This is a genomic window from Nocardiopsis sinuspersici, from assembly GCF_001998325.1.
Classification (GTDB): Bacteria; Actinomycetota; Actinomycetes; order Streptosporangiales; family Streptosporangiaceae; genus Nocardiopsis; species Nocardiopsis sinuspersici.
The window spans coordinates 2,665,495-2,692,401 of record NZ_MCOK01000001.1 but is presented as its reverse complement, the minus strand read 5'-3'; the positions used below and the strand labels follow the sequence as shown (position 1 = coordinate 2,692,401).

At 74.2% G+C, this 26,907-nt stretch carries 20 protein-coding genes, 2 pseudogenes and 3 riboswitches; of the genes and pseudogenes, 7 read left to right on the top strand and 15 right to left on the bottom strand.

Annotated features, from left to right (window positions below; all coding sequences use genetic code 11):
• Positions 1–28: 28 nt before the first annotated feature.
• The gene (gene cbiE / locus NOSIN_RS11530; RefSeq protein WP_077690734.1) at positions 29–1,360 is read right to left on the bottom strand and encodes a precorrin-6y C5,15-methyltransferase (decarboxylating) subunit CbiE; all 1,332 of its coding nucleotides are present in this window, start codon (positions 1,358–1,360) and stop codon (positions 29–31) included.
• A 54-nt stretch (positions 1,361–1,414) separates the two neighbouring features.
• Positions 1,415–1,552: riboswitch (cobalamin riboswitch) on the top strand.
• 28 nt (positions 1,553–1,580) lie between these two features.
• On the opposite strand from cbiE, the gene NOSIN_RS11525 reads away from it, so the two are divergent.
• Genes NOSIN_RS11525 through NOSIN_RS27735 form a run of 3 tightly spaced genes read left to right on the top strand, consistent with a single transcriptional unit; the run spans position 1,581 to position 6,942 of the window.
• Positions 1,581–3,695 carry a VWA domain-containing protein gene (locus tag NOSIN_RS11525; RefSeq protein WP_375539644.1) on the top strand — a complete coding sequence of 705 codons (2,115 nt, stop codon included), beginning with the start codon at positions 1,581–1,583 and terminating at the stop codon, positions 3,693–3,695.
• Complete coding sequence (gene cobO, locus NOSIN_RS11520; protein ID WP_077690732.1) at positions 3,695–4,309, top strand: cob(I)yrinic acid a,c-diamide adenosyltransferase; 615 nt, start codon at positions 3,695–3,697, stop codon at positions 4,307–4,309. Before NOSIN_RS11525 ends, cobO begins: the two co-directional genes overlap by 1 nt.
• Before the next feature lie 41 nt (positions 4,310–4,350).
• Positions 4,351–6,942 carry a cobyrinate a,c-diamide synthase gene (locus NOSIN_RS27735; RefSeq protein WP_227014406.1) on the top strand — a complete coding sequence of 864 codons (2,592 nt, stop codon included), beginning with the start codon at positions 4,351–4,353 and terminating at the stop codon, positions 6,940–6,942.
• A 129-nt stretch (positions 6,943–7,071) separates the two neighbouring features.
• On the opposite strand, the gene NOSIN_RS11510 is transcribed toward NOSIN_RS27735, so the two are convergent.
• Positions 7,072–7,911 (bottom strand): alpha/beta fold hydrolase, encoded by an 840-nt coding sequence (locus tag NOSIN_RS11510; RefSeq protein ID WP_171986581.1) that lies wholly within the window; start codon positions 7,909–7,911, stop codon positions 7,072–7,074.
• A 70-nt stretch (positions 7,912–7,981) separates the two neighbouring features.
• Here NOSIN_RS11510 and NOSIN_RS11505 point away from each other — a divergent pair, with 70 nt between their 5' ends.
• Positions 7,982–8,935 carry a GlxA family transcriptional regulator gene (locus tag NOSIN_RS11505; protein WP_077690730.1) on the top strand — a complete coding sequence of 318 codons (954 nt, stop codon included), beginning with the start codon at positions 7,982–7,984 and terminating at the stop codon, positions 8,933–8,935.
• Positions 8,936–9,143: 208 nt separating this feature from the next.
• Here NOSIN_RS11505 and NOSIN_RS11500 read toward each other — a convergent pair.
• The 10 genes and pseudogenes from NOSIN_RS11500 to styA all read right to left on the bottom strand — a co-directional run.
• Positions 9,144–9,425 (bottom strand): annotated as a pseudogene (locus tag NOSIN_RS11500) (precorrin-6A/cobalt-precorrin-6A reductase); the annotation flags it as partial.
• Positions 9,426–9,478: 53 nt separating this feature from the next.
• Positions 9,479–10,078: a Uma2 family endonuclease gene (locus NOSIN_RS11495; RefSeq protein WP_077690729.1), complete on the bottom strand. Its 600-nt coding sequence runs from the start codon at positions 10,076–10,078 to the stop codon at positions 9,479–9,481.
• Between the two features lie 59 nt (positions 10,079–10,137).
• On the bottom strand, positions 10,138–10,857 hold the full coding sequence (locus NOSIN_RS27195) for a cobalt-precorrin-6A reductase (RefSeq protein WP_170293647.1): 720 nt from the start codon (positions 10,855–10,857) through the stop codon (positions 10,138–10,140).
• Positions 10,858–11,052: 195 nt separating this feature from the next.
• A pseudogene (locus tag NOSIN_RS11490) lies at positions 11,053–12,456 on the bottom strand (cobyric acid synthase); the annotation flags it as partial.
• On the bottom strand, positions 12,453–13,178 hold the full coding sequence (gene cobF, locus NOSIN_RS11485; protein WP_077690728.1) for a precorrin-6A synthase (deacetylating): 726 nt from the start codon (positions 13,176–13,178) through the stop codon (positions 12,453–12,455). The gene cobF and the pseudogene NOSIN_RS11490, both read right to left, overlap by 4 nt.
• Complete coding sequence (gene cobN, locus NOSIN_RS11480) at positions 13,175–16,939, bottom strand: cobaltochelatase subunit CobN (RefSeq protein WP_077690727.1); 3,765 nt, start codon at positions 16,937–16,939, stop codon at positions 13,175–13,177. The genes cobF and cobN overlap by 4 nt, the downstream gene beginning before the upstream one ends.
• Before the next feature lie 35 nt (positions 16,940–16,974).
• Positions 16,975–17,089, bottom strand: a riboswitch (cobalamin riboswitch).
• Between the two features lie 2 nt (positions 17,090–17,091).
• Positions 17,092–17,913: an ABC transporter ATP-binding protein gene (locus NOSIN_RS11475; RefSeq protein WP_150285715.1), complete on the bottom strand. Its 822-nt coding sequence runs from the start codon at positions 17,911–17,913 to the stop codon at positions 17,092–17,094.
• A gap of 107 nt (positions 17,914–18,020) precedes the next feature.
• Positions 18,021–19,037, bottom strand: a complete 1,017-nt coding sequence (locus tag NOSIN_RS11470; RefSeq protein WP_077690726.1) for a FecCD family ABC transporter permease — start codon at positions 19,035–19,037, stop codon at positions 18,021–18,023.
• Entirely contained in the window at positions 19,034–20,074 is a 1,041-nt protein-coding gene (locus tag NOSIN_RS11465; RefSeq protein WP_455430052.1) for an ABC transporter substrate-binding protein, read from the bottom strand. The genes NOSIN_RS11470 and NOSIN_RS11465 overlap by 4 nt, the downstream gene beginning before the upstream one ends.
• A gap of 60 nt (positions 20,075–20,134) precedes the next feature.
• Positions 20,135–20,347, bottom strand: a riboswitch (cobalamin riboswitch).
• 56 nt (positions 20,348–20,403) lie between these two features.
• Positions 20,404–21,651, bottom strand: a complete 1,248-nt coding sequence (styA, locus tag NOSIN_RS11460) for a styrene monooxygenase subunit StyA (RefSeq protein WP_077690724.1) — start codon at positions 21,649–21,651, stop codon at positions 20,404–20,406.
• A gap of 426 nt (positions 21,652–22,077) precedes the next feature.
• On the opposite strand from styA, the gene NOSIN_RS11455 reads away from it, so the two are divergent.
• The gene (locus NOSIN_RS11455) at positions 22,078–22,470 is read left to right on the top strand and encodes a hypothetical protein (protein WP_236743352.1); all 393 of its coding nucleotides are present in this window, start codon (positions 22,078–22,080) and stop codon (positions 22,468–22,470) included.
• Between the two features lie 209 nt (positions 22,471–22,679).
• Positions 22,680–22,859 carry a hypothetical protein gene (locus NOSIN_RS11450; protein ID WP_077690722.1) on the top strand — a complete coding sequence of 60 codons (180 nt, stop codon included), beginning with the start codon at positions 22,680–22,682 and terminating at the stop codon, positions 22,857–22,859.
• An 82-nt stretch (positions 22,860–22,941) separates the two neighbouring features.
• Here NOSIN_RS11450 and NOSIN_RS11445 read toward each other — a convergent pair whose 3' ends face one another.
• Positions 22,942–23,397 (bottom strand): DUF3592 domain-containing protein, encoded by a 456-nt coding sequence (locus tag NOSIN_RS11445; RefSeq protein ID WP_170293642.1) that lies wholly within the window; start codon positions 23,395–23,397, stop codon positions 22,942–22,944.
• A 33-nt stretch (positions 23,398–23,430) separates the two neighbouring features.
• Positions 23,431–23,892, bottom strand: coding sequence for a hypothetical protein (locus NOSIN_RS11440; RefSeq protein ID WP_077690720.1), 462 nt, complete (start codon positions 23,890–23,892; stop codon positions 23,431–23,433).
• 162 nt (positions 23,893–24,054) lie between these two features.
• Between NOSIN_RS11440 and NOSIN_RS11435 the strand changes: the two genes are divergently transcribed.
• Complete coding sequence (locus NOSIN_RS11435; RefSeq protein WP_077690719.1) at positions 24,055–25,260, top strand: FUSC family protein; 1,206 nt, start codon at positions 24,055–24,057, stop codon at positions 25,258–25,260.
• Positions 25,261–25,267: 7 nt separating this feature from the next.
• Here the strand turns inward: NOSIN_RS11435 and NOSIN_RS11430 are convergent, their stop codons facing one another.
• Positions 25,268–26,713: an acyl-CoA synthetase gene (locus NOSIN_RS11430; protein WP_077690718.1), complete on the bottom strand. Its 1,446-nt coding sequence runs from the start codon at positions 26,711–26,713 to the stop codon at positions 25,268–25,270.
• Positions 26,714–26,907: the final 194 nt, after the last annotated feature.

Below are 26,907 nucleotides of genomic sequence, written 5' to 3'. Positions count from 1 at the left end.
CCGAGCACGAGCCAAGGCGAGCGGAGGTTCAGGACGGCACCGCCAGGAACCACTGGGTGACCGTGCGGGCGGGCGTCCAGCCGGTGAACGTGCCGACGGGCGCGGTGGTCTCGACGGCGACACGGGTCAGCTCCCCTCCGTGGCGCCGGTAGGCGTCCGCGAGCAGGTGCTCGGTCTCCAGCGTCACCCCGTGCACCACGAGCCGACCGCCCGGCCGTAGCGCGCGCAGGCAGGTGTCGAGTACGCCCGGACGGGTCGCGCCGCCGCCGAGGAACACCGCGTCGGGTTCGGGCAGGCCCTCCAACGCGTCCGGCGCGCGGCCGGTGACCACGCGCAGCCCGGGGACGCCGAGGCGGCCCGCGTTGCGGCTGATCCGCGCGGCACGCTCGGCGTCGGCCTCCACCGCAGTGGCGGCGCAGGTCGGGTGGGTCCGCATCCACTCGACGCCGACCGACCCGGCGCCCGCGCCCACGTCCCACAGGTGCCGCCCCGGTGAGGGCGCCAGCCGGGCCAGCGCCGAGGCGCGCAGGTCCCTCTTGGTCAGTTGCCCGTCGTGCTCGAACGCGTCGTCGGGCAGCCCCGGGACCAGGCCGTACCCGGACGGGCCGGCGAGCTCCAGGGCCAGCACGTGCAGCGCGGGCACCCTCCCGGGAGGAGCCGTCCCCAGCCAGCCGTCCGCCGTGGTCTCCAGGCGGGACTCCGAGTCCGAGCCCAGGTCGCCCAGCACGGTCATGCGGCTGGCGCCGTAGCCGGCGCCGGCCAACAGGGCGGCGACCGCCGCTGGAGTGTCCCCGTCCGAGGAGAGCACCAGGACGCGGTGACCGGGCGCCAGCTCCCGCAGGAGCAGGCGGGGATCGCGCCCGACCAGGCCCACCACCGCACACCGCTCCGCGGGCCAGCCCATCCGGGCGCGGGCCAGGGCGACGGAGGAGACGGACGGCTCCACCCGCACGGCGTCCGCGCCCAGCAGTTCGACCAGCGTGGTGCCGACACCGGACACGAGGGGGTCGCCGGAGGCGAGCGCGACCGCGGAGGCGCCGCCGAGGGAGGCGAGCAGGGACGGCAGGCCCTCCCGCAGGGGAGAGGGCCAGGCCTCCCGGCGCTGCCCGGGCCGGCCGGGCAGCATCGCCAGGTGCCTGCGGCCGCCCAGCACCACGTCCGCGTCCAGGACGGTCCGGCGCAGCCGCTCGGGCACGCCGGGCCAGCCGTCGGCGCCGATACCGACGACGGTGATCCCCGTCCCGGGTGCCGTGGGAGAGGGGCTCGTAGGAGGGGGCGCCGCGCCGCGGGTGTCCGTCGGTGGTGTCCCGTCTCGCGGCGGAGCGGCCTCCGGGAGGGGAGGGCGGGTGTCGTCCTTCATGGCCGTGACGTTATCGTGGCGGCCACAGGCACGAGGTGCCCCAACGGCCCAGCCATCGGAAACGGTGGGGACGGCGGGAGGGGAGAATCTGGGAAGCCCGGTGAGACTCCGGCACAGGCCCGCTGCGGTGAACCGAGCCTCCGTACAGGAGGACCCGGCAAGTCCGAAGACCGGCCTCGCGCCCGCCCCTTACGGATGGCGAAACGAGCGGGAGCCTCACATGCCATTGCGCACGTCGCACTACCCCTTCTCCGCGATCGTCGGCTGCGACGCCGAACAGCTCGACGACCTGGGCCTCTCCCTCGTCCTCACCAGCGTCTCGCCGGAGATCGGCGGCGTCCTGGTGCGCGGGGAGAAGGGCACGGCCAAGTCCACCGCCGTCCGGGCCCTCACCTCCCTCCTCCCGCCCGTGGACGTCTACCAGGGCGACCGGTTCTCCGTGGACCCCGCAGACCCGGCGCAGCGGTCGCCGGACGGACCCTTCGAACCCGGCACGGCCGTGGAGAGCCGCCCGGTGCGGCTCGTCGAACTGCCCGTCGGCGCCACCGAGGACCGGGTCCTCGGCTCCCTGCACCTGGAACAGGCGCTCACGCACGGCAGGGTCGCCTACGAGCCCGGCCTGCTGGCCCGGGCCCACCGCGGGCTCCTCTACGTCGACGAGGTCAACCTGCTCCACGACCACCTGGTCGACCTCCTCCTCGACGCCGCCGCGACCGGCCGGGTGACCGTGGAACGCGACGGGTTCTCCGTGGAGCACGCGGCCCGGTTCCTGCTCATCGGCACGATGAACCCCGAGGAGGGCGAACTGCGGCCGCAGCTCCTCGACCGGTTCGGGCTCACCGCGGAGGTCGCCGCGCCGCGCGAGCCGGAGGTCCGCGCCGAGGTGGTCCGCAGGCGCATGGCCCACGACGCCGACGCCGACGCCTTCGCCGGGCGCTACCGCGAGGCCGAGGAGGCCCTCGCCGAACGCATCGCCCTGGCCAGGAAGGCACTCGGGCGGGTGCGGCTGTCGGAGGCCGCGCTGCTGAAGATCGCCGAGGTGTGCGCGGCCTACGACGTGGACGGCCTGCGGGCCGACATCGTCACCGCGCGCACGGCGGTGGCGCACGCGGCCTGGGAGGGCCGGACCTCGGTCACCCGGGCCGACATCCGCCGCGCCGCCACGCTCGCCCTGCCGCACCGGTGCCGGCGCAACCCGTTCGACGCGCCGGGACTCGACGAGGACCTCCTCGACCGGATCCTGGGCGACGAGGAACCGCCGCCCGACCCCCCGGAGCCGCCGGGCCCCGGAGGGGCCGACGACCCCGCCGACTCCGGTGGCCCGTCCGAATCCGACGGTCCCTCCGACGCCGGCGGCCCGTCGGAGACCGAGGACCCCGCCGAGACCTCGGGCGGCGAGCCGGACGGCCGGGGAGAGCCTTCGTCACCCGCCGAGCGGGAACCCGCGTCCGCCGAGCGGGAACCGATCGGTTCCGACGGCGACGCCCAGGAGTCCCGCCCCCAACCCGCCGGCGGTTCCCCGGCCCGGGCCCCGGCCACGGCCGCCGCGCCCTACCGGACCCGGCTGCTCACCGCGCGGGGCTCCGGGGAGGGGGCCGACGGCAGACGCAGCCGCGCCGTCGGCGTTCGGGGCCGCCGGATCGGCTCCACCGCGCCCGGCCGGGGATCCGGCGGCTCGCTCCACCTGGGCGAGACCGTGCGGGCCGCCGCGTCCCGGCCCCGGGACGGCGGCCGGCTGCGACTCCACCCCCGCGACCTGCGCGTCGCGGTCCGTGAGGGCCAGGAGACCAACCTGATCCTGTTCTGCGTCGACGCTTCCGGCTCCATGGCCGCGCGCAGACGCATGACCGAGGTCAAGACCGCGGTCCTCTCCCTCCTCCTCGACGCCTACCGGCGCCGCGACAAGGTCGGCCTGGTCACCTTCCGGGGGAGCGGCGCCGAACTCGTGCTGCCGCCGACCCGCTCCGTGGACACCGCCGCGGCCCGCCTCGACGAGCTGCCCGCCGGAGGGCGCACCCCGCTCGCCGAGGGCTTGACGGAGGCGGCCCGCGTCCTTCGGCGCGAACGCCTGCGGGACCCGAGGCTGCGCCCGCTCCTCCTCGTCGTCACCGACGGCCGGGCCACCGGCGGGCCAGGTGCCGTCGGCCGTGCGATGGCCGCCGCCGACCACGTCGCCGGACTGGGCGTCACCACCGTCGTGGTGGACGGCGAGTCCGGCCCGCTGCGCCTCGGCCTCGCCGCCCGCCTGGCCGCCCGGCTGGGCGCCGACCACATGCCCGTCGGCGAGGTCAGCGCGGACGCGCTGGGCAGCGCCGTACGAGAGAGGGCCGCCTGATGCCTCAGGGACAACCGCTCGTCGTTCCCGACGACGGGCTCACCACGCGGCAGCGCCGCAACCAGCCGCTGCTCGCCGTCCACACCGGTGACGGCAAGGGCAAGTCGACCGCCGCGTTCGGCCTCGCGCTGCGCGGCTGGAACCAGGGCTGGCGGATCGGGGTGTTCCAGTTCGTCAAGTCGGCGAAGTGGCGCATCGGCGAGCAGACCGTGCTGGAGCGCCTGGGCCGGCTCCACGAGGAGACCGGCGAGGGCGGTCCGGTCGAGTGGCACAAGATGGGCTCCGGCTGGTCGTGGAGCCGCCGCAAGGGCAGTACCGAGGACCACGCCGCGGACGCGGTCGAGGGCTGGGAGGAGATCAAGCGGCGGCTCGCCGACCAGACGCACGACCTGCTCATCCTCGACGAGTTCACCTACCCGGTCAACTGGGGCTGGATCGACGTCGAGGACGTGGTGGCCGCACTCCGGGACCGTCCCGGCCGACAGCACGTGGTGATCACCGGCCGCCGGGCCGACCCGCGGCTGGTGGAAGCCGCCGACCTCGTCACGGAGATGACGAAGGTCAAACACCCCATGGACGCCGGGCGGAAGGGCCAGCGGGGGATCGAGTGGTGAGGTCCCCGGCGGCTTCCGGGGCAGGGGTCCTGCCCCGGCTGATGATCGCCGCCCCCATGACCGGGCAGGGCAAGACCACGGTCGCGACCGGGCTGATGGCCGCACTCCGTGACGCCGGGCACGCGGTGAGCGGCCACAAGGTGGGCCCCGACTACATCGACCCCGGCTACCACGCCCTCGCCACCGGACGCCCCGGCCGCAACCTCGACCCCCACCTGGTCGGGGAGGAGCGGGTGGCGCCGCTGCTCCTGCACGGGGCGCGCGGCACCGACGTCGCCGTCGTCGAGGGCGTGATGGGCCTGCACGACGGGCGGATCGGAACCGACGGGTTCGCCTCGTCCGCGCACGTCGCAGCCCTGACCCGGACGCCGGTGGTACTCGTCGTGGACGTGTCCCGGATGTCCCGTTCGGTGGGCGCGCTGGTGGCGGGAATGGCCGCGTACGACCCGGCGGTCGAGGTCGTCGGCGTGATCCTCAACCAGGCGGGCTCGGCACGGAACGTCGCCGAGATCACCCGGGCCACACGACTGCCCGTCCTCGGCGTGGTCCACCGCGACGAGCGGCTCGCCAGCCCGGCCCGGCACCTCGGGCTCGTCCCCGCGTCCGAGAGGGCGGAGTCGGCACACGTGGTCGAACGGCTCGGAGAGCACGTCGCGCGCCAGGTGGACCTGGACGCACTGCTCTCCCTGGCCCGCTCCGCGCCCGCCCTGGACGCCCGGCCCTGGAATCCGGCACACGCGTTGAACGCACCAGCCCCACCACCCGCACCAGCCGCGACGGACCGGCGGCCGGTGGTCGCGGTGGCGGGCGGCCGGGCCTTCACCTTCCGCTATGCGGAGACCGAGGAGCTGCTCACCGCCGCCGGATGCGAGGTCGTCGGCTTCGACCCGCTCAACGACACCGAACTGCCCGCCGGCACCCGGGGCGTCTACCTCGGCGGAGGCTTCCCCGAGGTGTACGCCGGCCGGCTCGCCGCCAACCGGAGCCTGATGGCCGAGTTGCGCGACGCGGTACGGGGCGGGGTGCCGACCGTCGCCGAGTGCGCGGGCCTGCTCTACCTCGCCGAGTCGCTCGACGGCGCGCCCATGGCCGGGGCCGTCCCCGCCCACGCCCGGATGACGGAGCGGCTCACCCTGCGCTACCCCGAGGCGACCTCGCCCGGGGACACCCTGCTGACCCGGGCCGGGGAGAGGGTCACCGGCCACGAGTTCCACCGCACCGGCACCACCCCCGGCGCCTCCGGTGCCTGCCCGGCGTGGGACATCGACGGGGTGCCGGAGGGCTTCGCCTCACCGACGCTGCACGCCTCCTACCTCCACGTCCACTGGGCCGGACACCCGAAGCTCGCCGCACGCTTCGCCGATGCCGTGCGTGCCGCCCCCGGTCCTGGCACTGAGGGCGCCGACCCCGGTTCCGGGCCGGTCCGCCACCGCCCCACGGGGTGCTTCGCGCGGGCCGGGGAGCCCTCCCGCCCGTCGCCCTCCACCTCCCTCAACGGACGGCCTGCGGCCGCGGGGTCCCCCTCTTCGTCACCCTCCACCGCCCTCGACGGGCGGCCTCCGGCCGCGGCGCCTCCCTCGTACGGTGAGCCTCCGGCCCCAGCCCGCCCGGGAGCCGTCGCCGACGGGGCGGCCGATCCGCTGCGGCACCACGGCGACGCCGAGGCGCGCGACGGACTGCTGGACCTCGCCGTCAACGTCTACGCCGGCGAACGTCCCGCCTGGCTCGACCGGGCCCTGCACGAGAGCCTGGCCCACGCCGCCGTCTACCCCGACCCGGAGCCGGCCCGCGCCGCGATCGCCCGCCGCCACGCCCGTCGGCCCGCCGAGGCATTGCCGACGGCGGGCGCGGCGGAGGCGTTCACCCTGCTCGCGCGGCTGCGGCCGTGGCGGAACCCGGTGGTGGTGCACCCCCAGTTCACCGAGCCGCACGCCGCCCTGGAACAGGCCGGACACACCGTCACGGCCGTGCTCTGCACGGCCGAGGACGGCTTCGCGTTCGACCCGGCGGCCGTTCCCGACGACGCGGACCTGGTGGTGGTCGGCAATCCCACCAACCCCACCGGTGTCCTGCACCCGGCCACGGCACTGCGCCGGCTGTGCCGGCCCGGACGGCTGGTCGTCGTCGACGAGGCGTTCATGGACGCCGTGCCGGGCGAGCCGGAGTCCCTGGCCGGCGAGCGGATCGAGGGGCTGGTGGTACTGCGCAGCCTCACCAAGCACTGGACGATCCCGGGCATCCGGGCCGGATACGCCGTGGGGGACGAGGCCGCGGTGGGCGAGCTGGGCCGGGCGCAGACGCCGTGGTCGGTGTCCGCGCCCGCCATCGCCGCCACCGTCGCCTGCACGGGTGAGGGGGCGGCTCCCGAGGCGCTGGAGCGGGCCCGGACGCTGGACGGCTGGCGCGGGCTCCTCGAATCCGGGCTACGGGAGGCGGGCCTGGAGTTCGTGCCGTCCCGTGCGCCCTTCGTCCTGGTGAGGGCGGGGGAGGGAGTCCACGCGCGCCTGCGCGATCAGGGCGTCGCGGTGCGGCGGGCCGACACCTTCCCCGGACTCGACACCTCCTGGGTGCGTGTGGCCGTACGCCCGCCGGACACCACCCGGCGCCTGCTCGCCGCCCTGGCCGGGGCGTAGCGGGACGACCGGCCGAGCGGCTCCGCCCCGGACCGTGTCCGACCGGCCCGGTGGCCCCGGGGCCACCGGGCGGAGTCAGCTCATGCGGCTCGGAGGCCGGTTCCCGGCCCGGCGGCTCGGTGGGACCGCTTACTCCGCGAAGAAGTCGATGAGGGCACGGGCCGTCCGCGCGGAGTCGTTCTCCATGGGGATGTGGCCCGCTTCCGGGATGCGGACGAGTGTGCTCCGCGGGATCTCCGAGGCGAACCGCTCGGCGTACTCCACCCGCTGGAAACCGTCGTCCTCGCCCCAGACCAGCAGCTTGGGCACCGTGGACCGCCGTAGTCCGGGGACGAGGTCGAGGGTGTGGCGGTTGTCGGCCGCGCCCGCCAGGGCCATCCAGGAGCGTTGGACCCGCGGGTCGGCCAGCGGGTCCAGGTAGTCGGCGACCAGCTGCTCGGTGGCGGCACCGGCCAGCGCCGTCGTCACGGCCCGGCGACGTGCGGCGAGGAACTCGTCGGCGGTGGTCGCCGCGACGACCTCCGGGTCCCTGAACCGGGCCACACCGGGTACCGGCCAGGAGTCGTAGGTGACCGAGTTGACCAGGGCCAGCCTGGACACCTCCGTCCGGCCGTGGACCAGAAGGTGCTGGGCGACGGCGCCGCCGATGTCATGTCCCGCGACGGCGACGGGCCCGGAGATCCCCAGTGCGGACGCGAACTCCGCCGCCCGGTCCGCGAGGGCCGGGACGGCGGCCGTTTCCAGGTCGAGCTCGCCCGCCGAACGCCCGAGCCCGGGGAAGTCGAGTGCGAAGGGCCGCAGCCCCGCCTCCGCGAGGGGACGCAGCACCGGAAGCCAGGCCCGGCTCCAGTAGGTCCCGTGCAGCAACAGCACGGCCGGGCCCTCCCGTCCCGCTGTCACGTAACTGACAGCCCCGCCCTCGATCCGGGCTTCCGCCCTCTGCACAACCGTCTCGGTGGTTCCGTTCATGGGACCACTGTGGCCGAGAGCGGCCCACGGGCAAAGACTCTGGGAAGACACTCATGGGTACATTCGTGCCATGAGCCTCCACCGGGTAGTGGCACTGCTCAACCCGCCCCAGTCACCCTTCGAACTCGCCTGTGCCACCGAGGTCTTCGGCATGGCCGCGCCGGATGCCCCGGCCCGCTACGACTTCCGGATCTGCGCCGAGCGCCCCGGCCCGGTGGGGACCACCGCCGGTTACTCGATGCTCGTCGACACGGGTCTGGCGGCCCTGGAGGAGGCGGACACCGTGGTCGTCCCGGGCCGACAGCCGCCCGGCGCACCGGTGCCGTCGGCCGTCACCGAGGCGTTGCGGGCCGCCCACGGGCGTGGGGCGAGGATCGTGGCCGCCTGCACGGGGGCGTTCATCCTCGCCCAGGCCGGGCTTCTCGACGGCCGCCGCGCCACCACGCACTGGCGCCACGCCACCCGACTCGCCTCCGCCTTCCCCGAGGTGCGGGTGGATCCGGACGTGCTCTACGTGGACCACGGCGACGTGGCGACCAGCGCCGGGACCGGCGCGGGCATCGACCTGTACCTGCATCTGGTACGCCGTGACCACGGTGCGGCGTACGCGGCCCAAGTCGCCAGGCACATGGTGCTGCCACCGCACCGGGAGGGGAACCAGCTCCAGTACGCCGTGCGGTCCGTCCCGTCCGAGGCGGGCGATTCGCTGGCGCCGCTGCTGGACTGGGCCGTGTCCCGGCTCGACACCCGGCTGACCCTCGGCCGGCTCGCCGAACGCGCCGGGGTGTCCCGCCGAACCCTCTCCCGCAGGTTCACCGAGCAGCTCGGCACCAGCCCGGGGCAGTGGCTGCTCCGTCGGCGCCTCGACACGGTACGGGTGCTGTTGGAACAGACCGACCTTCCGGTGGAGGCCATCGCCACCCGGGTCGGACTGGTCTCGGCCGTGAACCTGCGCCGCCGGTTCCGGACGAGCTTCGGCACGACGCCGGGCGCCTACCGGCGGTCCTTCTGCGAGACCCGGTAGGGGAGCCGTGACCCGGCCCGGGTCCCGCACGCCCGGGGCGTCGCGGTGCGGCGACCGGAAACGGGGCGGATGTGGATCAGGAGCCTTCCTTTAGCGTTGATCTTGCTCCTGGTGGCACTGTCGACGTCCCACAGTGCCACCAAGAGCAAGATCACGCGGGTGGGCACGGACCAACGCGGACGGTCCTCGTTCGCGGCCCGCTCCCGTGTCACCCCAGGGCGGTCACCCAGTCGAACGCGGTCTCCACGTCGTGGACGGTGGGGACGCCGGGCGGGCCCGGTGGGCGCCGCACCACCACGACCGGGACGCCGAGCAGCCGCGCGGCCTCCATCTTCGGCCAGGTGTAGGTGCCGCCGGAGTCCTTGGTGACCAGGACGTCCGTGCGGTGCCCGCCCATCAGGTCCAGTTCACCGTCAAGGGCGTACGGTCCCCGGCTGGTCACCAGCCGCCAGGCGACGGGGAGTTCGAGTCCGGGAACGTCCACCACTCGCCGCCCCTCGCCGGCATACACGGAGCGGAGCAGGAGCCGGAGCGTGGAGAGGTTCAGCGGGCGAAGCGCTTGAGCCCCTCGGTGTCCAGGACGACCCCGGTCCCCGGGATCTCGACCGCTTCCCCGTAGGGGTGTTCCGACCGGTCCAGGTACCTGCCGCCAACAGGCCGGGAGTACACCACCACGGTGTCGGCCTCGCGGTCCACCAGCAGATACACGCTGATGCCGCTGTCGGCATAGGCGGCGGGCTTTTCCACCCTGTCACGGGCGTGCGTGTCAGCGTCCCAGGAAGTCACCTCGGCGACCGCGAGAATACCGTCGGGGTCGGCCCATTCCCCCGACTGGTCGAAATGGCCGACCGGGGCGAGGATTCCGTCGGGGCGTGCGCGTCCCTTCCGGTAAGGGTCGATCTTCAGCCCTTGCCCGGTGACATTGAGATCCAGGTCGGGACGGTGCGCCATGAACTGGCGCATCAGCCACATGAGGATCCCGCCGTGAGCTCCGTCGGTCACCTTGTGGACCCAGACCTTCCCGTTGATGTGTTCGAGGGTGACGCTCTCCTCGTTGTGGGCGATCTCAGCGAGGCGCTCGAACAACTCGGGGGTGAGGGGTGGTTCGGGGCTGGGCGGCGGGTGGTGGTCGGTAACGGTCATGTTGACATGGTAGGCGAGACGCTTCTGCCTCCCACTGGCTTGTTTGTCGGATGCCGGGATCACTCCGGGGCGGTCACCCAGTCGAACGCGGTCTCCACGTCGTGGACGGTGGGGACGCCGGGCGGGCCCGGTGGGCGCCGCACCACCACGACCGGGACGCCGAGCAGCCGCGCGGCCTCCATCTTCGGCCAGGTGTAGGTGCCGCCGGAGTCCTTGGTGACCAGGACGTCCGCGCGGTGCCCGCCCATCAGGTCCAGTTCACCGTCAAGGGAGTAGGGCCCCCGGCTGGTCACCAGCCGCCAGGCGACGGGGAGTTCGAGTTCGGGAACGTCCACCACCCGGGCCAGGACCGCCCGCCGGCCCAGCTCCGAGGTGAAGCGGGCGAGTTCCTGGCGGCCGACCGTGAGGAACGGCCGAGCGCCGAGCGCCGCCGCCCTCTCCGCCGCATCCTCGTGTGTGGCGGCGTAGTGCCAGGCCGGATCGGGACTCCAGCCGGGCCGCTCCAGCCGCAGCAGGGGGACGTCGGTGCAGGCGGCCGCCGCGTTGGCGGTCATGCCGAGGGCGAAGGGATGGGTGGCGTCCACCACCGCGTCGTAGGCGGTGAGCGCCGCGCGCAGTCCGGGCACTCCGCCGAAGCCGCCGATCCGGACCTTCCCCACCGGTAGGCGGGGACGGGCCACCCGCCCGGCCAGCGACGTGGTCACGTCGACGCCCGCCTCGACCAGGAGGGCGGCGAGCTCACGGGCCTCGGACGTGCCGCCGAGCAGCAGCAGCCTCACCGAAGGAGACCGGGCCGGAGGCTTCGGTTGAGGGTGGTGGCCCGTTCCTGGCGCGGAGCGCCCATCCGGGCGGTGGTGGGCGACGGGTGGGCTCCCTGGCGCCAGCGCCGGCAGGTCCGCCGGGGCTCCCTCGCGGGCGAGGGCGAGCAGCGCGCCGACGTCGAGGTGTTGCTCCACGAGGTCGGCGAGCAGGTCGAGGCGCCGCTCCCGGGCGTCGGCGAAACGCACACCGGACGGTTCGTGGCCGAGCGCCTCGGAGAGGAAGGCGGCGCGGAAGGCGTCTCCCTCCAGGCTGCCGTGCCACATGGTGCCGAAGACGTTCCCCGAGCGGGCGCCGCCCGGGAACTCCTCCGCGCCGCCGCCGACCGTGACCCGGCCGTGGTGGATCTCGTAGCCGTGCGCGGGCGCGCCGAGCGCCTTCCCGGACGGCAGGCGGAGCGTCTTCTCGGCGGTGAAGTCGGTCCGTGCGTCGAGCAGCCCGAGGCCCTCCGCGCACGCGCCGGGCTCGGACTCGACGCCGTCCGGGTCGGCGACCGTCCGGCCGAGCATCTGGAACCCGCCGCAGACGCCGAGCAGCGGCCGGCCGCGGCGGACGTGCTCGATGATCGCCCGGTCGAGTCCGCGGGAGCGCAGCCAGGCCAGGTCGGCGAGGGTGGAGCGGGTGCCGGGCAGGACGACCAGGTCGGCGTCGGCCAGGTCGCGCGGACCGGAGGCGAAGACGACGTCGAGGCCGGGCTCCAGGCCGAGGGCGTCCACGTCGGTGAAGTTGCTGATCCGGGGCAGGCGCACCACCGCCACCCGTCGGCCGGAGCCCCCGGCCGCCCGGCGGCCCTCCAGGTCCAGGGCGTCCTCCGAGTCCAGCCACAGTCCCGGATCCCACGGCAGGGTGCCGTACACCCGGCGGCCCGTGAGCCGTTCGAGGTCCTCCAGACCGGGGCGGAGCAGTCCGATGTCACCGCGGAACTTGTTGACCACGAAGCCCGCCATCAGCGCCTGGTCGGCGGGTTCCAGCAGACCGACCGTGCCGTACAGCGCGGCGAAGAGGCCGCCCCGGTCGATGTCGCCGACGACCACCACCGGCAGGCCCGCGTGCCGGGCCAGGCCCATGTTCACGTAGTCGCCCGCCCGCAGGTTGATCTCGGCGGGGCTGCCCGCGCCCTCGGCGACGACGATGTCGTGGCGGGCCGCCAGGTCGTCGTACGCGCCGTGCGCGGCCCTCGCCAGACGGCGGCGGCCGGACTCCCAGTCGGTCGAGGACACCTCCCCGGCGGGGTGCCCCAGCAGGACGACGTGGCTGCGCCGGTCGGTGCCCGGCTTGAGGAGCACGGGGTTCATGGCGGGCTCCGGCGTGACGCGGGCGGCCAGCGCCTGCACCCACTGGGCCCGGCCGATCTCCGCGGGGCGGCCGTCGGGGCCGTGGCAGACCATGGAGTTGTTGGACATGTTCTGCGCCTTGTACGGCGCGACCCGCACGTCGCGGCGTGCGAAGGCCCGGCACAGGGCGGTGGTGACGACGCTCTTGCCGGCGTCGGAGGTGGTCCCGGCGACCAGCAGACCGCCACCGCCCCCGACCGCGGCCCTCGGCCCGGGCCCGCTCACACCGGCCTCCGTAGCAGCGCGACGTCCATCATCCAGCCCGCACGCGCCTTGGCCCTCCTCCGGAGCGCGGTCATTTCGAGCAGCACGCCACCGACCCGTCCGCTGACCAGCTCCTCCGTGTCGGTGCCCATGTTGGCGCCCCACCAGATCGACCAGTGCTCCAGACCCGTGAGATCCGGTTCCCCGCCGAGCATGACGACGATGTTGTCCTGCCCGGCGTCGACGGCCTCGCGCAGCCGGCGCGCCGGGGTGACGTGGACCGGCCGGCCCACCTCGTGCAGCACGATCCGGTGCCGCGCCGCGAGGAGTTGCGGGGCGCTGACGCCGGGGAGCACGTCGTGTTCCACGGGAACGACCCCCCGCGCGGCGATCCGCTCCACGACACGCAGGGTGGAGTCGTACAGGGACGGGTCACCCCAGACCAGGAACGCCGCGGTGCCGCCGCGCTCACCGAGCACCCGCTCGTAGGCGGCGACCCGCGCCTCGTGCCAGGCGGCGACCGCGGCCGCGTAGTCCGCGGGGTCGTCGCGGTCACGCTCGGGGTCGGGCACGGTGACCAGGGGGAGACCGTACTCCTCGCAGACCTCCTGGCGCAGGGCGAGCAGCCCGTCGTCCTCGCGTTTGCGGGCGGCCACCACGTAGTCGCAGCCCCGCAGCGCGTCGGCGACCTCCCGGGTGACGTGCCGCGGCCCCATGCCGATGCCGAGGATCCGTACCCTCATTCCGACCTCTCCTCCACATCGCCCTCGACCTCCAGGTAGACCTCCGTCAGGGCTTCGAGCGTCGCCGGGTCCGGCTCAGCCCACAGCCCGCGCCGGGCGGCCTCGTGCAGCCGCTCGACGATGCCGTGCAGCGCCCACGGGTTGGAGCGGCGCAGGAACTCCTGGGTCTGCGGGTCGAGCGCGTACTCGGCCGCGAGCTTCTCGTACATCCAGTCGTGGACGACGCCGGCCGTGGCGTCGAAGCCGAAGAGGTAGTCCACGGTGGCGGCCAGCTCGAAGGCGCCCTTGTAGCCGTGGCGCCGCATGGCGGAGATCCAGCGCGGGTTGACCACCCGGGCCCGGAACACGCGGGCGGTCTCCTGGGCGAGGGTGCGGGTGCGTACCGCGTCGGGCGAGGTGGAGTCGCCGACGTAGGCCCTGGGCTCGGCGCCGGTGAGGGCGCGGACGGTGGCGATCATGCCGCCGTGGTACTGGAAGTAGTCGTCGGAGTCGGCGATGTCGTGCTCGGCGCTGTCGATGTTCTTCGCGGCGACCCTGATCCGGCGGTAGTTGGTGCGCATGTCGTCGGCGGCCGGGACGCCGTCGAGGCCGCGTCCGTACGCGAAGCCGCCCCAGGCCGTGTAGACCTCGGCGAGGTCGCTGTCGTCGCGCCAGTTGCCGGACTCGACGAGTTGGAGGATGCCGGCGCCGTACGAGCCGGGTGCGGAGCCGAAGATCCGGGTGGTGGCGCGGCGCCGGTCTCCGTGGGCCTCCAGGTCGGCGCGGGTGTGGGCTCGGACGAAGTTGCGCTCCTCGGGTTCGTCGAGGCCGGCGACCAGGTTCACGGCGTCGTCCAGCATGGCGACCACGTGGGGGAACGCGTCACGGAAGAAGCCGGAGATGCGCACCGTGACGTCGACGCGCGGACGGCCCAGGTCCTCCAGCGGTACCACGTCGAGCCGGCGGACCCGGCGGGAGGCCTCGTCCCACTCCGGCCGGACACCGAGGAGCGCCAGCACCTCGGCGATGTCGTCGCCGGACGTGCGCATGGCGGAGGTGCCCCACACCGACAGGCCCACCGACTCCGGGTAGGTCCCGGTCTCCTCCAGGTGGCGGCGCAGCAGGGAGTCGGCCATCGCCTGACCGGTCTGCCAGGCGAGCCGGGAGGGGACGGCGCGGGGGTCGACGGTGTAGAAGTTGCGGCCGGTCGGCAGCACGTTGACCAGGCCGCGCAGCGGAGAGCCGGACGGGCCCGCCGGGACGAAGCCGCCCTCCAGGGCGTGGACGACGTGGTCGAGTTCGTCGGTGGTGCGGGCGAGGCGGGGCACCACCTGCGCGGCGGCGAACTCCAGGACTCGGCGCACCTCGGGGTCCTCGTGCAGGTCCGCCGCGGCGGCCGGGTCCCAGCCCGCGGCCTCCATCCGCTCGACGAGGTGGCGGGCGCGTGCCTCCGCCTCGTCGACCTCGCCGGTCGGCGCGTCCTCCTTCAGACCGAGGGCGGACCGCAGACCGGGTACCGCGGCACCGACGCCTCCCCACACCTGGGCGGCGCGCAGGACGGCCAGGACCAGGTTCACCCGGGCCTCACCCTCCGGAGCCTGGCCGAGCACGTGCAGGCCGTCGCGGATCTGCGCGTCCTTGATCTCGCACAGCCAGCCGTCGACGTGGAGCAGGAAGTCGTCGAACTCCTCGTCACCCGGCCGCTCCTCCAGGCCGAGGTCGCGGTGCAGCTCCGCCGCACGCATCAGGGACCAGATCTCGCCCCGGACCGCGGGCAGCTTGGCCGGGTCCATGGCCGCGATGTTCGCGTGCTCGTCGAGCAGCTGTTCCAGGCGTGCGATGTCGCCGTAGGTCTCCGCGCGGGCCATCGGCGGGATGAGGTGGTCGACGACCGTGGCATGGGCGCGGCGCTTGGCCTGGGCGCCCTCGCCCGGGTCGTTGACCAGGAACGGGTAGACCAGCGGCAGGTCGCCGAGCGCGGCGTCGGGGCCGCATGCGGCGGACGGCGCGGCGTTCTTGCCGGGCAGCCACTCCAGCGAACCGTGCTTGCCGAGGTGGACCACGGCGTGGGCGCCGAAGCCGTGCTCCAGCCAGCGGTAGGCGGCCAGGTAGTGGTGGCTCGGGGGCAGGTCGGGGTCGTGGTAGATGGCGATCGGGTTCTCACCGAAGCCGCGCGGCGGCTGGACCAGGACGACGACGTTGCCGGCGCGCAGCGCGGCGAGGACGAGTTCGCCCGCGTCGTTCACGTACAGGCGGCCGGGCGCGGGCCCCCACGCCTCGGTCATCGCCTCCTTCAGGGACGCGGGCAGGCCCTCGGTCCAGGCGGCGTACTCCTCGGGCGTGATCCGCACCTGGGCGTCGGTCAGCTGGACGGAGGTCAGCCAGTCCTCGTCCTGGCCGCCCGCCGCGATCAGGGCGTGCATCAGCGCGTCGCCGGCCTCCGTGTCGTCGGGCAGGTCCAGCCCGGGCAGGTCGTCGGGCGCGCCAAGGTCGTAGCCCTCGGCGCGCAGCCGGCGCAGCAGCCGGACCAGTGAGCGGGGCGTGTCGAGTCCGACGGCGTTGCCGATGCGGGAGTGCTTGGTCGGATAGGCGGACAGGACGACCGCGATCCGCTTCTCGGCGGGGGGTACGTGCGGCAGCCGGGCGTGGGCGACCGCGATCCCGGCCAGGCGGGCGCAGCGCTCGGGGTCGGCGACGTAGCGGGGCAGCCCGTCGCGGTCGATCTCCTTGAAGGAGAACGGCACGGTGATGATCCGGCCGTCGAACTCGGGGATGGCGATCTGGCTCGCCGAGTCGAGCGGGGTGACGCCGTCGTCGGAGGCCTCCCAGTCGGCTCGGGAGCTGGTCAGGCACAGACCCTGGAGGACGGGGACGTCCAGGGCCGCCATCCGTTCCACGTCCCATGCCTCGTCGTCCCCGCCGGCGCTCGCGGACGCGGGCACGCTGCCGCCCGCGGCGAGGACGGTGACCACCAGTGCGTCGAAGCCGCCGAGCGCCTCGAAGAGATCGTCGGGCGCGGAGCGCAGCGACCCGGCGAACACGGGGACGCCCACGGCCCGCCCGGTCGCGTCGACGGCGTCGGCCAGGGCGTGCGCGAACGCGGTGTTGCCGCTGGACTCGTGGGCCCGGTAGTAGAGGATGCCCACCCGCGGAAGGGAGGCACCGCGCCGGCGGGGTTCGTCGAGGGCGGTGGCCCGCTCCTCGCGCGAAGCGCTCTCCCGGGCGTTGGCGGGCGACGGGATGGCGGAACCGGGCCGGAGGTCTCGGTTGAGGGTGGTAGCCCGTTCTTCGCGCGAAGCGCTCTCCCGGGCGTTGGCGGGCGACGGGTGGGCTGTGTCCTGGGGCGCGTCGCGTTCGGCGAAGCCCCACAGCGGGACGGGCGCGGGCGGGTCGAAGCCCTCACCGGTCAACAGCACGGTGTCCGACAGGAAGGCGTGCAGGCGCCCCAGGTTGGCGGGACCGCCCTCCGCGAGGTAGCGGTGGGCGTCGGTCGCCACGCCGATCGGGACGGTGGAGTGCTCCATCAGCTCGGCGCTGGGCTGCTGCTCGCCGCCGAGGACGACCAGCGGTGTGCCCCGCTCCCGTACGGCGGCGAGGCCGGGCCACAGGTCCTGCGGCGAACCGAGCAGCCGCACCACCACGAGGTCGGCGCCCTCGACGGCGCCGGTGAGTTCCGCGTCGGAGGCACGGGACGGATTCGCCCACGTGTACGCGGAGCCGCTGGCCCGCGCGGAGAGCAGGTCGGTGTCGGACGTGGAAAGCAGTGCGATCCGTGCCGTCATGGCCGGATTCCTCCCTCGGGGTTCTCGCCCCATCGGCGGTCGGACCGCCCGAGGCCAGTGTCTGGCTGAACCCCCGAGACGGGGGTGTCACAGTGGCGGAACCGCCCCGGACTTGCACCGGGTTCCTGCACCACGAGCGAAGGATCCACACCTTAGTCCGCCGCTCCCGTCCCCGCTTCGGCGGGGCGGTCCGACGCGGCGTACCGGACCGGCGGCCCGGCGCCGCGTCGCAGGAAGCGGATCACCGGATAGCCGGGACCGGGAGTGACCTCGGCCCGGACCCCGTAGACCTCCTCGATGAGGGACGGGGCCAGCACCTCGGAGGGCGTGCCCTCGGCGACGGCACGCCCGTCCCGGAGCATGAGCAGGCGGTCGCAGTACATCGCGGCCAGGTTGAGGTCGTGCAGGGCGATCACGGTGGTGACCGGGAGGCCCGTGACCAGTTCCAGCAGGTCGAGCTGGTGCTGGATGTCGAGGTGGTTGGTCGGCTCGTCGAGCAGGAGCTCACTCGGCTCCTGGGCGAGGGCGCGGGCGATCTGGGCGCGCTGGCGCTCGCCTCCGGACAGCGTGTGCCAGGACTGGTCGGCCCGGCCGGTGAGGCCGGTGCGCTCCAGGGCCGCCGTCACGGCGCCCAGGTCCGCGGCGGACATGGGCGTCCAGGAGCGGCGGTGCGGGACGCGCCCCAGGGCCACGACGTCGCGGACCGTCAGCTCGGTCTGGGTGTGCACGTTCTGCTCCACGGAGGCCACACGCCGCGCCACCGCCCGGCGCGTGGTCCGGCCGAGCGGACGCCCGTCCAGTGTGACCACGCCGGAGGAGGGCGCGAGGACGCCCGCGAGCAGCCGCAGCAGCGTCGACTTGCCCGAGCCGTTGGGGCCGAGCAGGCCGACGGTCTCGCCGGGGCGGGGGGTGACGGTGACGCCGTCGAGGACGAGTCGGCCACCGATCAGGCGGCTCACCCGCTCGGCGTGCAGGTCGCCCCCGGCGGCGGACGCCTGCGGCGCGGCCCCGCCGGCCGGCCACCGTGCTCCGGGCGCGGCGGCGGGGGCGCGCCGGCCGGCCACCGCGGGCTGGGGGTCGTTCACGTCTTCCTCCTGGCTCGGTACAGCACGGCGACGAAGGCGGGTACGCCGATGAGGGAGGTCACCACCCCCACCGGGATCTCCTGCGGCTCCAGCACGGTGCGCGCGACGGTGTCCACCCACACCAGGAACACGGCGCCGCTCAGCGCGGTCACCGGCAGGAGCCGCGTGTGGGAGGAACCGGTGACCGTGCGGGCCGCGTGCGGCAGGACCAGCCCCACGAAACCGATCGCCCCGGCCGCGCTGACCAGAGCCGCGGTGAGCAGGGCGGTGGCGGTCAGCAGGAGCAGGCGGGCCCGGGCCACCCGGACGCCCAGGTTCGCCGCGGCCTCCTCGCCGAAGGCGAAGGCGTCCAGAGTGGTGGTGTGGGCCAGGCAGACGGCCAGCACACCGGCCAGCACCGCCGCGCACAGCACCACGTCGGCCCATCCCGCGCCGCTGAGGGACCCCAGCAGCCAGAACAGCACGCCCCGTGTGGTCTCGGCGTCCGCCGAGGTCAGCACGATGAACGAGGTCAGCGCCGAGAACAACTGCATGGCCGCGACCCCGGACAGCACCACGCGGTCCATGCTCGCGCCCAGGCTCTGGGCGAGCAGCACCACCATCCCGAAGGAGAGCACCGCGCCGACGAAGGCGCCCGCCGACAGCGACACCACACCGCCGCCCCACCCCAGGACGATCACGGCGACCGCGCCGGTGGAGGCACCGGAGGACACACCCAGCACGAAGGGGTCCGCCAGCGGGTTGCGCAGCAGCGACTGCATGACCGCGCCGCACAGGGCCAGTCCCGCACCGCACACCGCGGCGAGCAGGGTGCGGGGCATGCGCAGGTTCCACACGATGCCCTCGCGCAGCGGCGGCAGGGGGCTGTCGCCCAACCCCAGACGGGCGGACACCGAGCGCCAGACGTCGGCCGTGCCGATGTCGGCGGGGCCGACGGTCACGGTGACCGCGACCGACACCGCAAGGACCACCAGCCCGCCGGAGGCGAGCAGCGCGAGACGCGCACCCCTCATCGGGTGAACCCGAGGTCCCGCAGACCGTCGGCGACCCGCTCGACTCCCTCGACCGTGCGGATCGAGGGGTTCATGGCCTGGCCGCTGAGCAGGATGTACCGCTCCTCCCGGACCGCGGTGAGGTTGCGGGTGGCCGGGTTGGCCTCCAGGAAGTCGATCTTCGCCTCGGCGGTCTCGGCCGTCTGGGACTCCCGGGTCAGGTCGCCGAGCACGATGACGTCCGGGTCGCGGTCGGCGACGGTCTCCCAACTGATCTGCGGCCACTCGTCGTGGGTGTCGGCGAAGGCGTTCTCCGCGCCGACCGCGCGGGTGATGGCGCCGGGGGCGCCGCAGCAGCCGGCGAGGTAGGGCGACTCGGAGTTGGCGAACCAGTACATGAGGGAGACGTCGGAGGCGTCCAGGCCCTCTGTGGCCGTCTCCACCCGCCGCTCCAGTCCGGCGACGAGCTCCTCCCCGCGCTCCTCGACACCGAAGACCCGCGCCAGGTCGCGGATCTCGCCGTGGACGACGTCCAGGGTGAGCGGCTCGCTGCGGGAGCCGTCCCCTCCGCTCCCGTTGTCCTTGCCCGCGGCGCAGTCGGAGGGGGAGACGTACGTGGGCACGCCCAGCTCCTCGAACCGCTCCCGGGAAGCGACGCCGCCCGTGCCGAGCGTGGAGACGAAGGAGGCGGTCACGAAGTCCGGCTCGGCGTCCAGGACCACCTCGAAGGAGGGGTTGTTCTCGGCCAGCCGCGGGATGCCGGCGTTGGCCTCCTCCAGCCCCTCCATGACCGGGTCGGTCCAGGTGGCGGTGCCGACGATGCGGTCCTCCAGGCCGAGGGAGAGGAGGATCTCGGTACTGCCCTGGTTGAGGGAGACGACGCGCTCCGGCGCGGCGCCGACGGTCACCTCGTGTCCGCAGTTGTCGATCGTCCGGGTGCCGCCGGCGTCGGCGGCGGAGTCCGCTTCGCCGGCTCCACCGCCCGCGGACGGGGAGCACGCGGTGAGCAGCAGGGCCTGGGTGAGGACGGCGAGGGGGAGGAGCGCGGGGCGCGACATGGGCATGCCTCGGATGTCGGGGCTCGAACGCGGAGCCTGGCACGGATTCTCCTCCGCGCACTCGACGCGGAGGGGCCAGCAGGTCTTCGGACTCGGGCTCGTCCGGACAGGGTGCCTTCCCAGGCCGGGGCCGCGCCGACGCTCAGGTCGGTACGGCCTCGCCCCAGTGGCGCTGTTACCCTGCCCGTCCCCCTCACCGCTGCGCGTCAGTTCCGGATTCGCACCGGATTCCCTGACCACGGACGTGGTACGACTGGCCCCGGCAGACTACCAAGGCCCCGTCGCCGCCCTCCGCGGCCGGGAGGTCCGGTGGCCGGGCCGGCCGTGCCTCACACGGGATCCGGGGTGTGCCGGGCGACCCATGCCCGCGTGCGCCGGGGGTCGGCCAGGTCGTCCCAGAAGCACTCGGGGTAGTTGAACCACTTGGTGAACTCGTCGGCCAGGGAGCGGTTCCGGCTCAGTTCCCCCAGGAAGCCCAGGAAGTCCTCGGGCAGGGTCTCCAGGTTCTCCATGAGCATGTTGGTGGTGCGCGTCGCCGACAGGACACGGTCCTCCCTGCGCCGGTCGACGTGTTCGACGAAGCGGCGGTCGAAGACGTCCTGGCGGACGATCTCCTCGGCGAGCACCCAGGCGGCGTGGGAGGCCATGTTGGCCCCCTGCCCGAGCAGGGGGTCCACGGTGACGTGCGCGTCGCCGAGGGCGAGCACGACGGTGCCGTCGTCCAGCACCGTGTGCGTGCGGCGCACCACCGGGGTGACCGCGCCCTGGATGATGCCGCGCGGCCCGTCCAGCGGGCCGAACTCCGCCGGGTCGATCCGTTCGAAGCACGCGGGGTAGTGATCGTGGAGCAGGTCCAGGGCGAGGTCCCGGTAGGCCTTCGGGTCCTCCTCGTAGGGGGTGGCGGCCAGTGCCTCCAGGTCGGAGCCGTAGTGGTTCTCGATGACCAGGGCCATGACCTGGCCGCCGTCGGTCCACGTGGGGATCTCGATCATCTCGCCCGCGCCCGGGCAGATGTGGAAGGTCACGTTGGGGACGGGCTGCTGGGCGATACCGGTGAACAGGCCGGCGCACAGCGCCCGCCGGGGACGGTCGAAGGGCGAGTGCTCGGGGTCCCGGTCGAACATCTCCGCGAACGGGCCGCGTCCGGTGCACACCACGATCAGGTCGAACCGGGAGGCCAGGGAGGGGATGTCCCCAGGCGAGAGCCGGCCGAACACGAGTTCCCCGCCGCGCTCGGCGAAGTCCTCGGTCAGCCGGGGCTGGTAGATCCGGTAGTCCACGGCCCGGCTGGGAGCGTGGAGCAGGCCCTCGAAGGCCGTGGGCTCCGGACCGGGGCCCACGCGGTACTGGTGGCCGGGATAGCCGTGCTCCTCCACCGGCCAGTGGTCCACGCCGAGGGCGCGCTCGCGCTCCACGGTCACCGCGTGGTGGGCGACCGTGCTGAGCACCTTCGACCGCCGTTGCTCGTCCGGTGTGCGCTCGGTGAAGAGGGTGACCTCCACCCCGTGCCGCAGCAGGTGAAGTCCCAGGTGCAGGCCCGCGGTTCCGGCACCGACGATACAGATCCTCTTGCTCACGTCTCTCCTGGCGGCAGGGGTGGTGGGGGGCGAAGCCGGTGGGGCGGAGCGCATGGGGTCTCCGGGGGCGGGGTGTGCCCTTTTCCTCACCGCTGGTGATCGTACGGAACATGGATCGGCCTCGCCAGGGATGTGCGGGGAATCCGGTGGACATTCACGGGAGATGGACATTCACGGGAGAACGTGAGGGGACCGCGCGAAAGCTTGTCGTGGAAGTGCTCGTCGGATTGTGGTGAACACGTCCGTCCGGTGATGTGCCGCCCGTGATCAGGGGAAATTTCTGCGGGTGTTGGGAAAGGCCGGTGCCGCGGCAAGGCCCGTCGGGAAAAGCCGGGTCTGCCCGGTTTTCTCCGTCCTTTGGCCTCCGGTCCGAGAAGTGATCGCCACGGCTTCACGCCCGCTCGCGCGGTCCCCTAGGGTTCAGGCGTGCGAGACAAGGTGGGGCCGACCTTTTCCGGACACGGGGTACCGGGGCCCGCCGTGCTGGTGGCAGGGCTGGCCCTGATCGCCGGATCCGCGGTGTGGCTGGCCGTGAACGGCGCCACCGGCGTTCGGTACTCGGCCGACCACCACGACACCGTTCCCATGTGGCACCGCTGGGTCCCGGCCATGGCGGGCCTGGTCCTCGTGCGGCTGGTACCGCCCCGGGAGCCGTCCGCGACGCGCGTCTTCGCCGAACGTACGTCCCACGCCCTCGTCAACCAGGGGATGACGGGACTGTTCCTCGGCTACCTGTGGAGCCGGTACCGGGTGATGTGGCCCGTTCTCACCGTCCACAGTCTGATGAACGCGGCTCCGATCATGTTGGGGGCGCTGTGAGGCCCCCTCATCGTGGCGGTGGCGGTGGCGGTGGTCGCGGGCAGGAGAGTCCTTGCACCGGGGAGCGCCGAGGGTCCTACGAAGCGCTGGAGGTCGGGCCGGGTCCCGCGTTCACGGACTCCCGGGTGGAGGAGAACCCTCCTGTGGCGTAGGGTCTGCGTTCCGAGCGGGCGAAGGACCGTACGCGGCGTGGGGAGGACGTGTCCGGGATGGCAGCCAAGAAGAAGAGCAAGTCGGGGCGCCGCACGGGCCGGGGCAAGGGCGCGAACGACATCCGGCGCGGGCCGACGAGGGACCCCGGGCCTACCGGGAGCGTCGGGTGCTACTTCGTCCTCGTGTCGATGCTCGTCATCGGCCTGGTCATCGTGCTGCTGGAAGTGTTCGGCTGAGAGGGCCCGACGCGGACACGCGGCGGTCCCCTCCCCGTCGGACTCCTCCCTGCTCGCGACACGGCCGTCACACATGCCCCCGTCAGCCGCCCAGGAAGACCAGTGCCACGCCCAGTCCCAGGAACAGCGCCGCGTTGAGGGAGTGGAGCCACATGAGAGAGCGGTCCATGTCCGTCCCCGCCACCCGGAACCGGGGCGGATGGTCGGGGTCGTGGTGGACCTCCACCCGTGATCCCACGGGGCGGTGCCTGGTGTGCGTGCCGGGGTGGTGAAGGTGGACCCTCCGGCCGTCCGGTGTCGAGAAGCGCACGGCGAACGAGTAGGACGTGCTGCTGTTGACCCCCCTGCCGGTGTGCGTCCGGACCCGTGTCACCTTCCCCGTGGCCCGTCCTCGCAGGCCCGCGCGGGAAAGGAGCGTCTCCACGGCCACCCAGAGGAACCCCGTGCCCGCCCACAGGCACAGGGCGGGGGTGAACGCGGCGGCCGACGCGGGCAGGCCGTACGACGGGCCCAGCACCACCGCGGCCGCGAGGGACAACGCGAGCGCCAGAGCGGCCGCGAGCGGCCACGGCTACGGGCGGTGGCCCGGTCCCGTGACGGGGCGGCGGCCCCCGGCCCCGACGACCTCCACCACCTCCAGGCGCCCCGGATCCTGGGGCGTGGAGCGCCCGAACACGCGCGCCCCGGGCTTGAGGACGTAGCCGCCCAGGCCTGAGGTGTCACGGGTCCGGCGCCTCCTCCCGTCGAGGCCGGTGAACTCCAGGGTGACCGTGTGCCCGGGAAAGGGGACCGCCTCCGCCGGCAGGGGCTCGACGCCGGCCACCACCGCCGTGACCCGTTCGCCGTGCCTGCTCCGGCCGCGTGAGCGCGCGCGTTCGCCTGCCCACAGGAACAGGAGGACGGCGGTGAGGGCCACCACCGGGACGTGGACGGCGAGGCCGTGGCCGCAACCGTCCTCGAACCACGGAACGGCGCGGGAGAGGGCGAGCCCCGCGACGGCGGACGGGAGGAGGACGGCGAGGAGGAACCGCATGCGCACATCCTGGAGAGCACGCTCGCCGCCGGCGCGGACGCCCCGCCCTGCCCGCTCCTACCTGGTCGTTTGTGTCCTTGGGCGCCCACCTGGGTAGCGGTCGCCACGGAGGGTGTTTCCACGCGGACATGCGGCGTCCGCCGAGTCCGGGGCTGGAGGGGCATGCGGTATCTGAACGCTCCCGTCCACTCCTGGTGGCGGTGGGCGCGCGAAGCGGGTTCGGCGGCTCTGGGGCGCCTGTCCGCCAACAAGTGGTCGGTACTACAGGCGGCCATCGCCGCGACCGTGGCATGGGTCGTCGCGGGCGGCCTCGTCCACGACCACTCCCCGTTCTTCGCGCCGATCGCCGCGGTCGTCGCGCTCAATACCGTGGGCGGTGAGCGCGGCACCAACGCCGTCCGGATGCTGCTGGGCGTGGTCATCGGCATCGTCGTCGGTGAACTGTCGATCGCCGTCACCGGCGGTGGCTACGTGGCCATGGCGCTCGCCATCGGGGTGGCGATGGCGATCGCGGTCGCCGTCGGCGCCGCACGCCTCGTCATCGCCCAGTCCGCGGCCGGGGCGATCCTCACCGTGGCCTTCGCCGACGGCCAGGTGGGTCCCAGCAGGCTCACCGACGCGCTCATCGGGGCCGGTGTGGCGCTCGTGATGAGCCAGTTGCTCTTCCCCACACGGCCGACCACCCGGCTGCGCGGTATCGAGACGGCCGCCCTGGTGGAGATCGTCGGCCTGCTCGACGCGACCGGACGCGCGCTGGAGGAGGACGAGGACCCCTCCCTGCGGACGGTGGACCGCCTGGGCGCCCTGAGCAGGCCGATGGCCGACCTCAGCCGTGCACAGGAGAACAGCCACCGCAACGTACGGTGGTCCACCGCGCGGTGGACCAGCCCCGAACCGCTGCGGTACGAGGACGAGAGGGTCGACCGTCTCATCATCCTCGGTGAGAGCTGCCTGTCGCTCGCACGGACCGCGGCCGCCATGGACCTGGACGAGCGCCGACGCATCGCACCGGTGGTGTGTGAGATGGCCGCCGTCCTCGACGTGCTCGCCGACGACCTCGGCGACCGCTCCGCGCGCCAGCGCGCGGTCGACCTGGTGCTCGACGTGGCCCGGCCGTTCGGCGCCGACACGGTCGACGACCCCGTGACCGCGGCCACCCACCTGTCCGTGCAGATGGTCGCCACCGACATCATGCTGTTCGCCGGACTCGAGCCGGAAAGGGCCGCGCAGGCGCTGTCGGGCGAGGAGGAGGAGCCGAAGGTCGCCCATCCGCCTGCGGAGCCGTGGCTGCCGTGGCCGCGCAGGGGGGCCTCGTCGGTCGGGAGCCGCCGCCTCCGACTCCGCCGCTGGCCCTTCCGGCGCCGTTGACCCGAGGTCAGCGGCGCCCGCCGCCCAGCAGCTTCTTCTGGATCTTGCCCATGGCGTTGCGCGGCAGGGCGTCCACCACACGGACCTCGCGCGGGCGCTTGTGGACCGACAGGTGCGCGGCCGCGAAGTCGATGACGGCCCCGGGGTCGATGCCCTCGCCCACCAGGTAGGCGACGACGCGCTGGCCGAGGTCGTCGTCGGCCTCGCCCACCACGGCGGCCTCGCGTACCGCGGGGTGGCCGAGCAGCGCGGCCTCGACCTCGCCCGCGCCGACCCGGTAGCCGCCGGTCTTGATCATGTCCACCGACATCCGCCCCACGATCCGGTGCCAGCCGTCGGCCTCGCGTACCGCCGCGTCGCCGGTGCGGAACCAGCCGTCGTCGGTCCACGCCGCCGCGGTGGCCCCGGGGAGCCCGAGGTAGCCGTCGAACAGGGTGGCGCCGCGGACCTGTAGCTCGCCGATGCCCTCACCGTCGCAGGGGACGGTCTCGCCGTGCTCGCCGCGCAGTCGCGACTCCAGGCCGGGCAGCGCCGTCCCCACCCAGCCGGTCCGCCGCGGCGCGTCGGCGCGCGCGGCCACGGTGATCAGCGTCTCGGTCATTCCGTACCGCTCCACGGGACTGTGGCCGGAGGCCGCCCGTAGGGCCTCTGCCACCGTGTCGGGGAGCGGGGCGCTGCCGGAGACCAGCAGCCGTGCCCCGGCCAGGGCCCGGGCGCTGCCGGGGTCGCGGGAGATGCGCGACCACACGGTCGGCACGCCGAAGAACAGGGTTCCGCCCGCCCTGCCGGCCCCGCCCGTTCCGGCCGGGAGCCAGCCGCCCCGGAGGGCTCCCTCGGCCGCGGCGGCGTAGGCGGCGGGGGAGGGGCGGACGGTGTGCACCAGCGGACCGCCCACGCGCAGTGCGCCCAGCACGCCCAGGACCAGTCCGTGCACGTGGAACAGCGGCAGCCCGTGGACTAGCACGTCGTCGGGCGTCCAGTCCCAGGCGTCGGCGAGCGCGTCCAGGTCGGCGGCCACGGCCCGCCGGGACAGGACGGCGCCCTTGGGCGGGCCGGTGGTCCCGGAGGTGTACATGATCAGCGCGGTGGCCTCGGCCGGGGGCTCGGGCACCGTGTACAAGGAGCGCTCGGCCGGGTCCACGGGCACGACGGGGAGTCCGACCTCCTCCTGAGGGGTCCCCAGCCACAGGGCGGCACCGGAGTCGCGCACGATGTGGCGGCGCTCGGCGGTCCCGGCGTCCGCCGGGACCGGTACCACGGGCACTCCGGCCAGCAGGCCGCCGACGACCGCGACGACCGTCGACAGCGAGGCGTCCCCGTGCACGGCGACGGCGTCGGCGCCGGCGACCCGCCCGGCCACGGCGGCCGCCGCCGACCACAGTCCCTCGCGGTCGAGTTCCTCGTCACCGATCCGTACCGCGGGCCCCTCGCCCGCACCGGAGCCGAGCAGCATGTCGTGTCCCCGTCCGTCGCCTCTGGCCTGACCGCGAGCCAGTACACCACAGAGCGCCTCCGGGGCGGGTCCGCGCCGTGTTCTCCTTGTCGCCGGGCCCCCGGCGGGTTTGGATGGGGGTGACCGCGCCGCGGTGGTCGTGGACGGGGCCGTGGGCGACCGGACGCGCAGCCCTCTGGGCAGACGGAGACGGA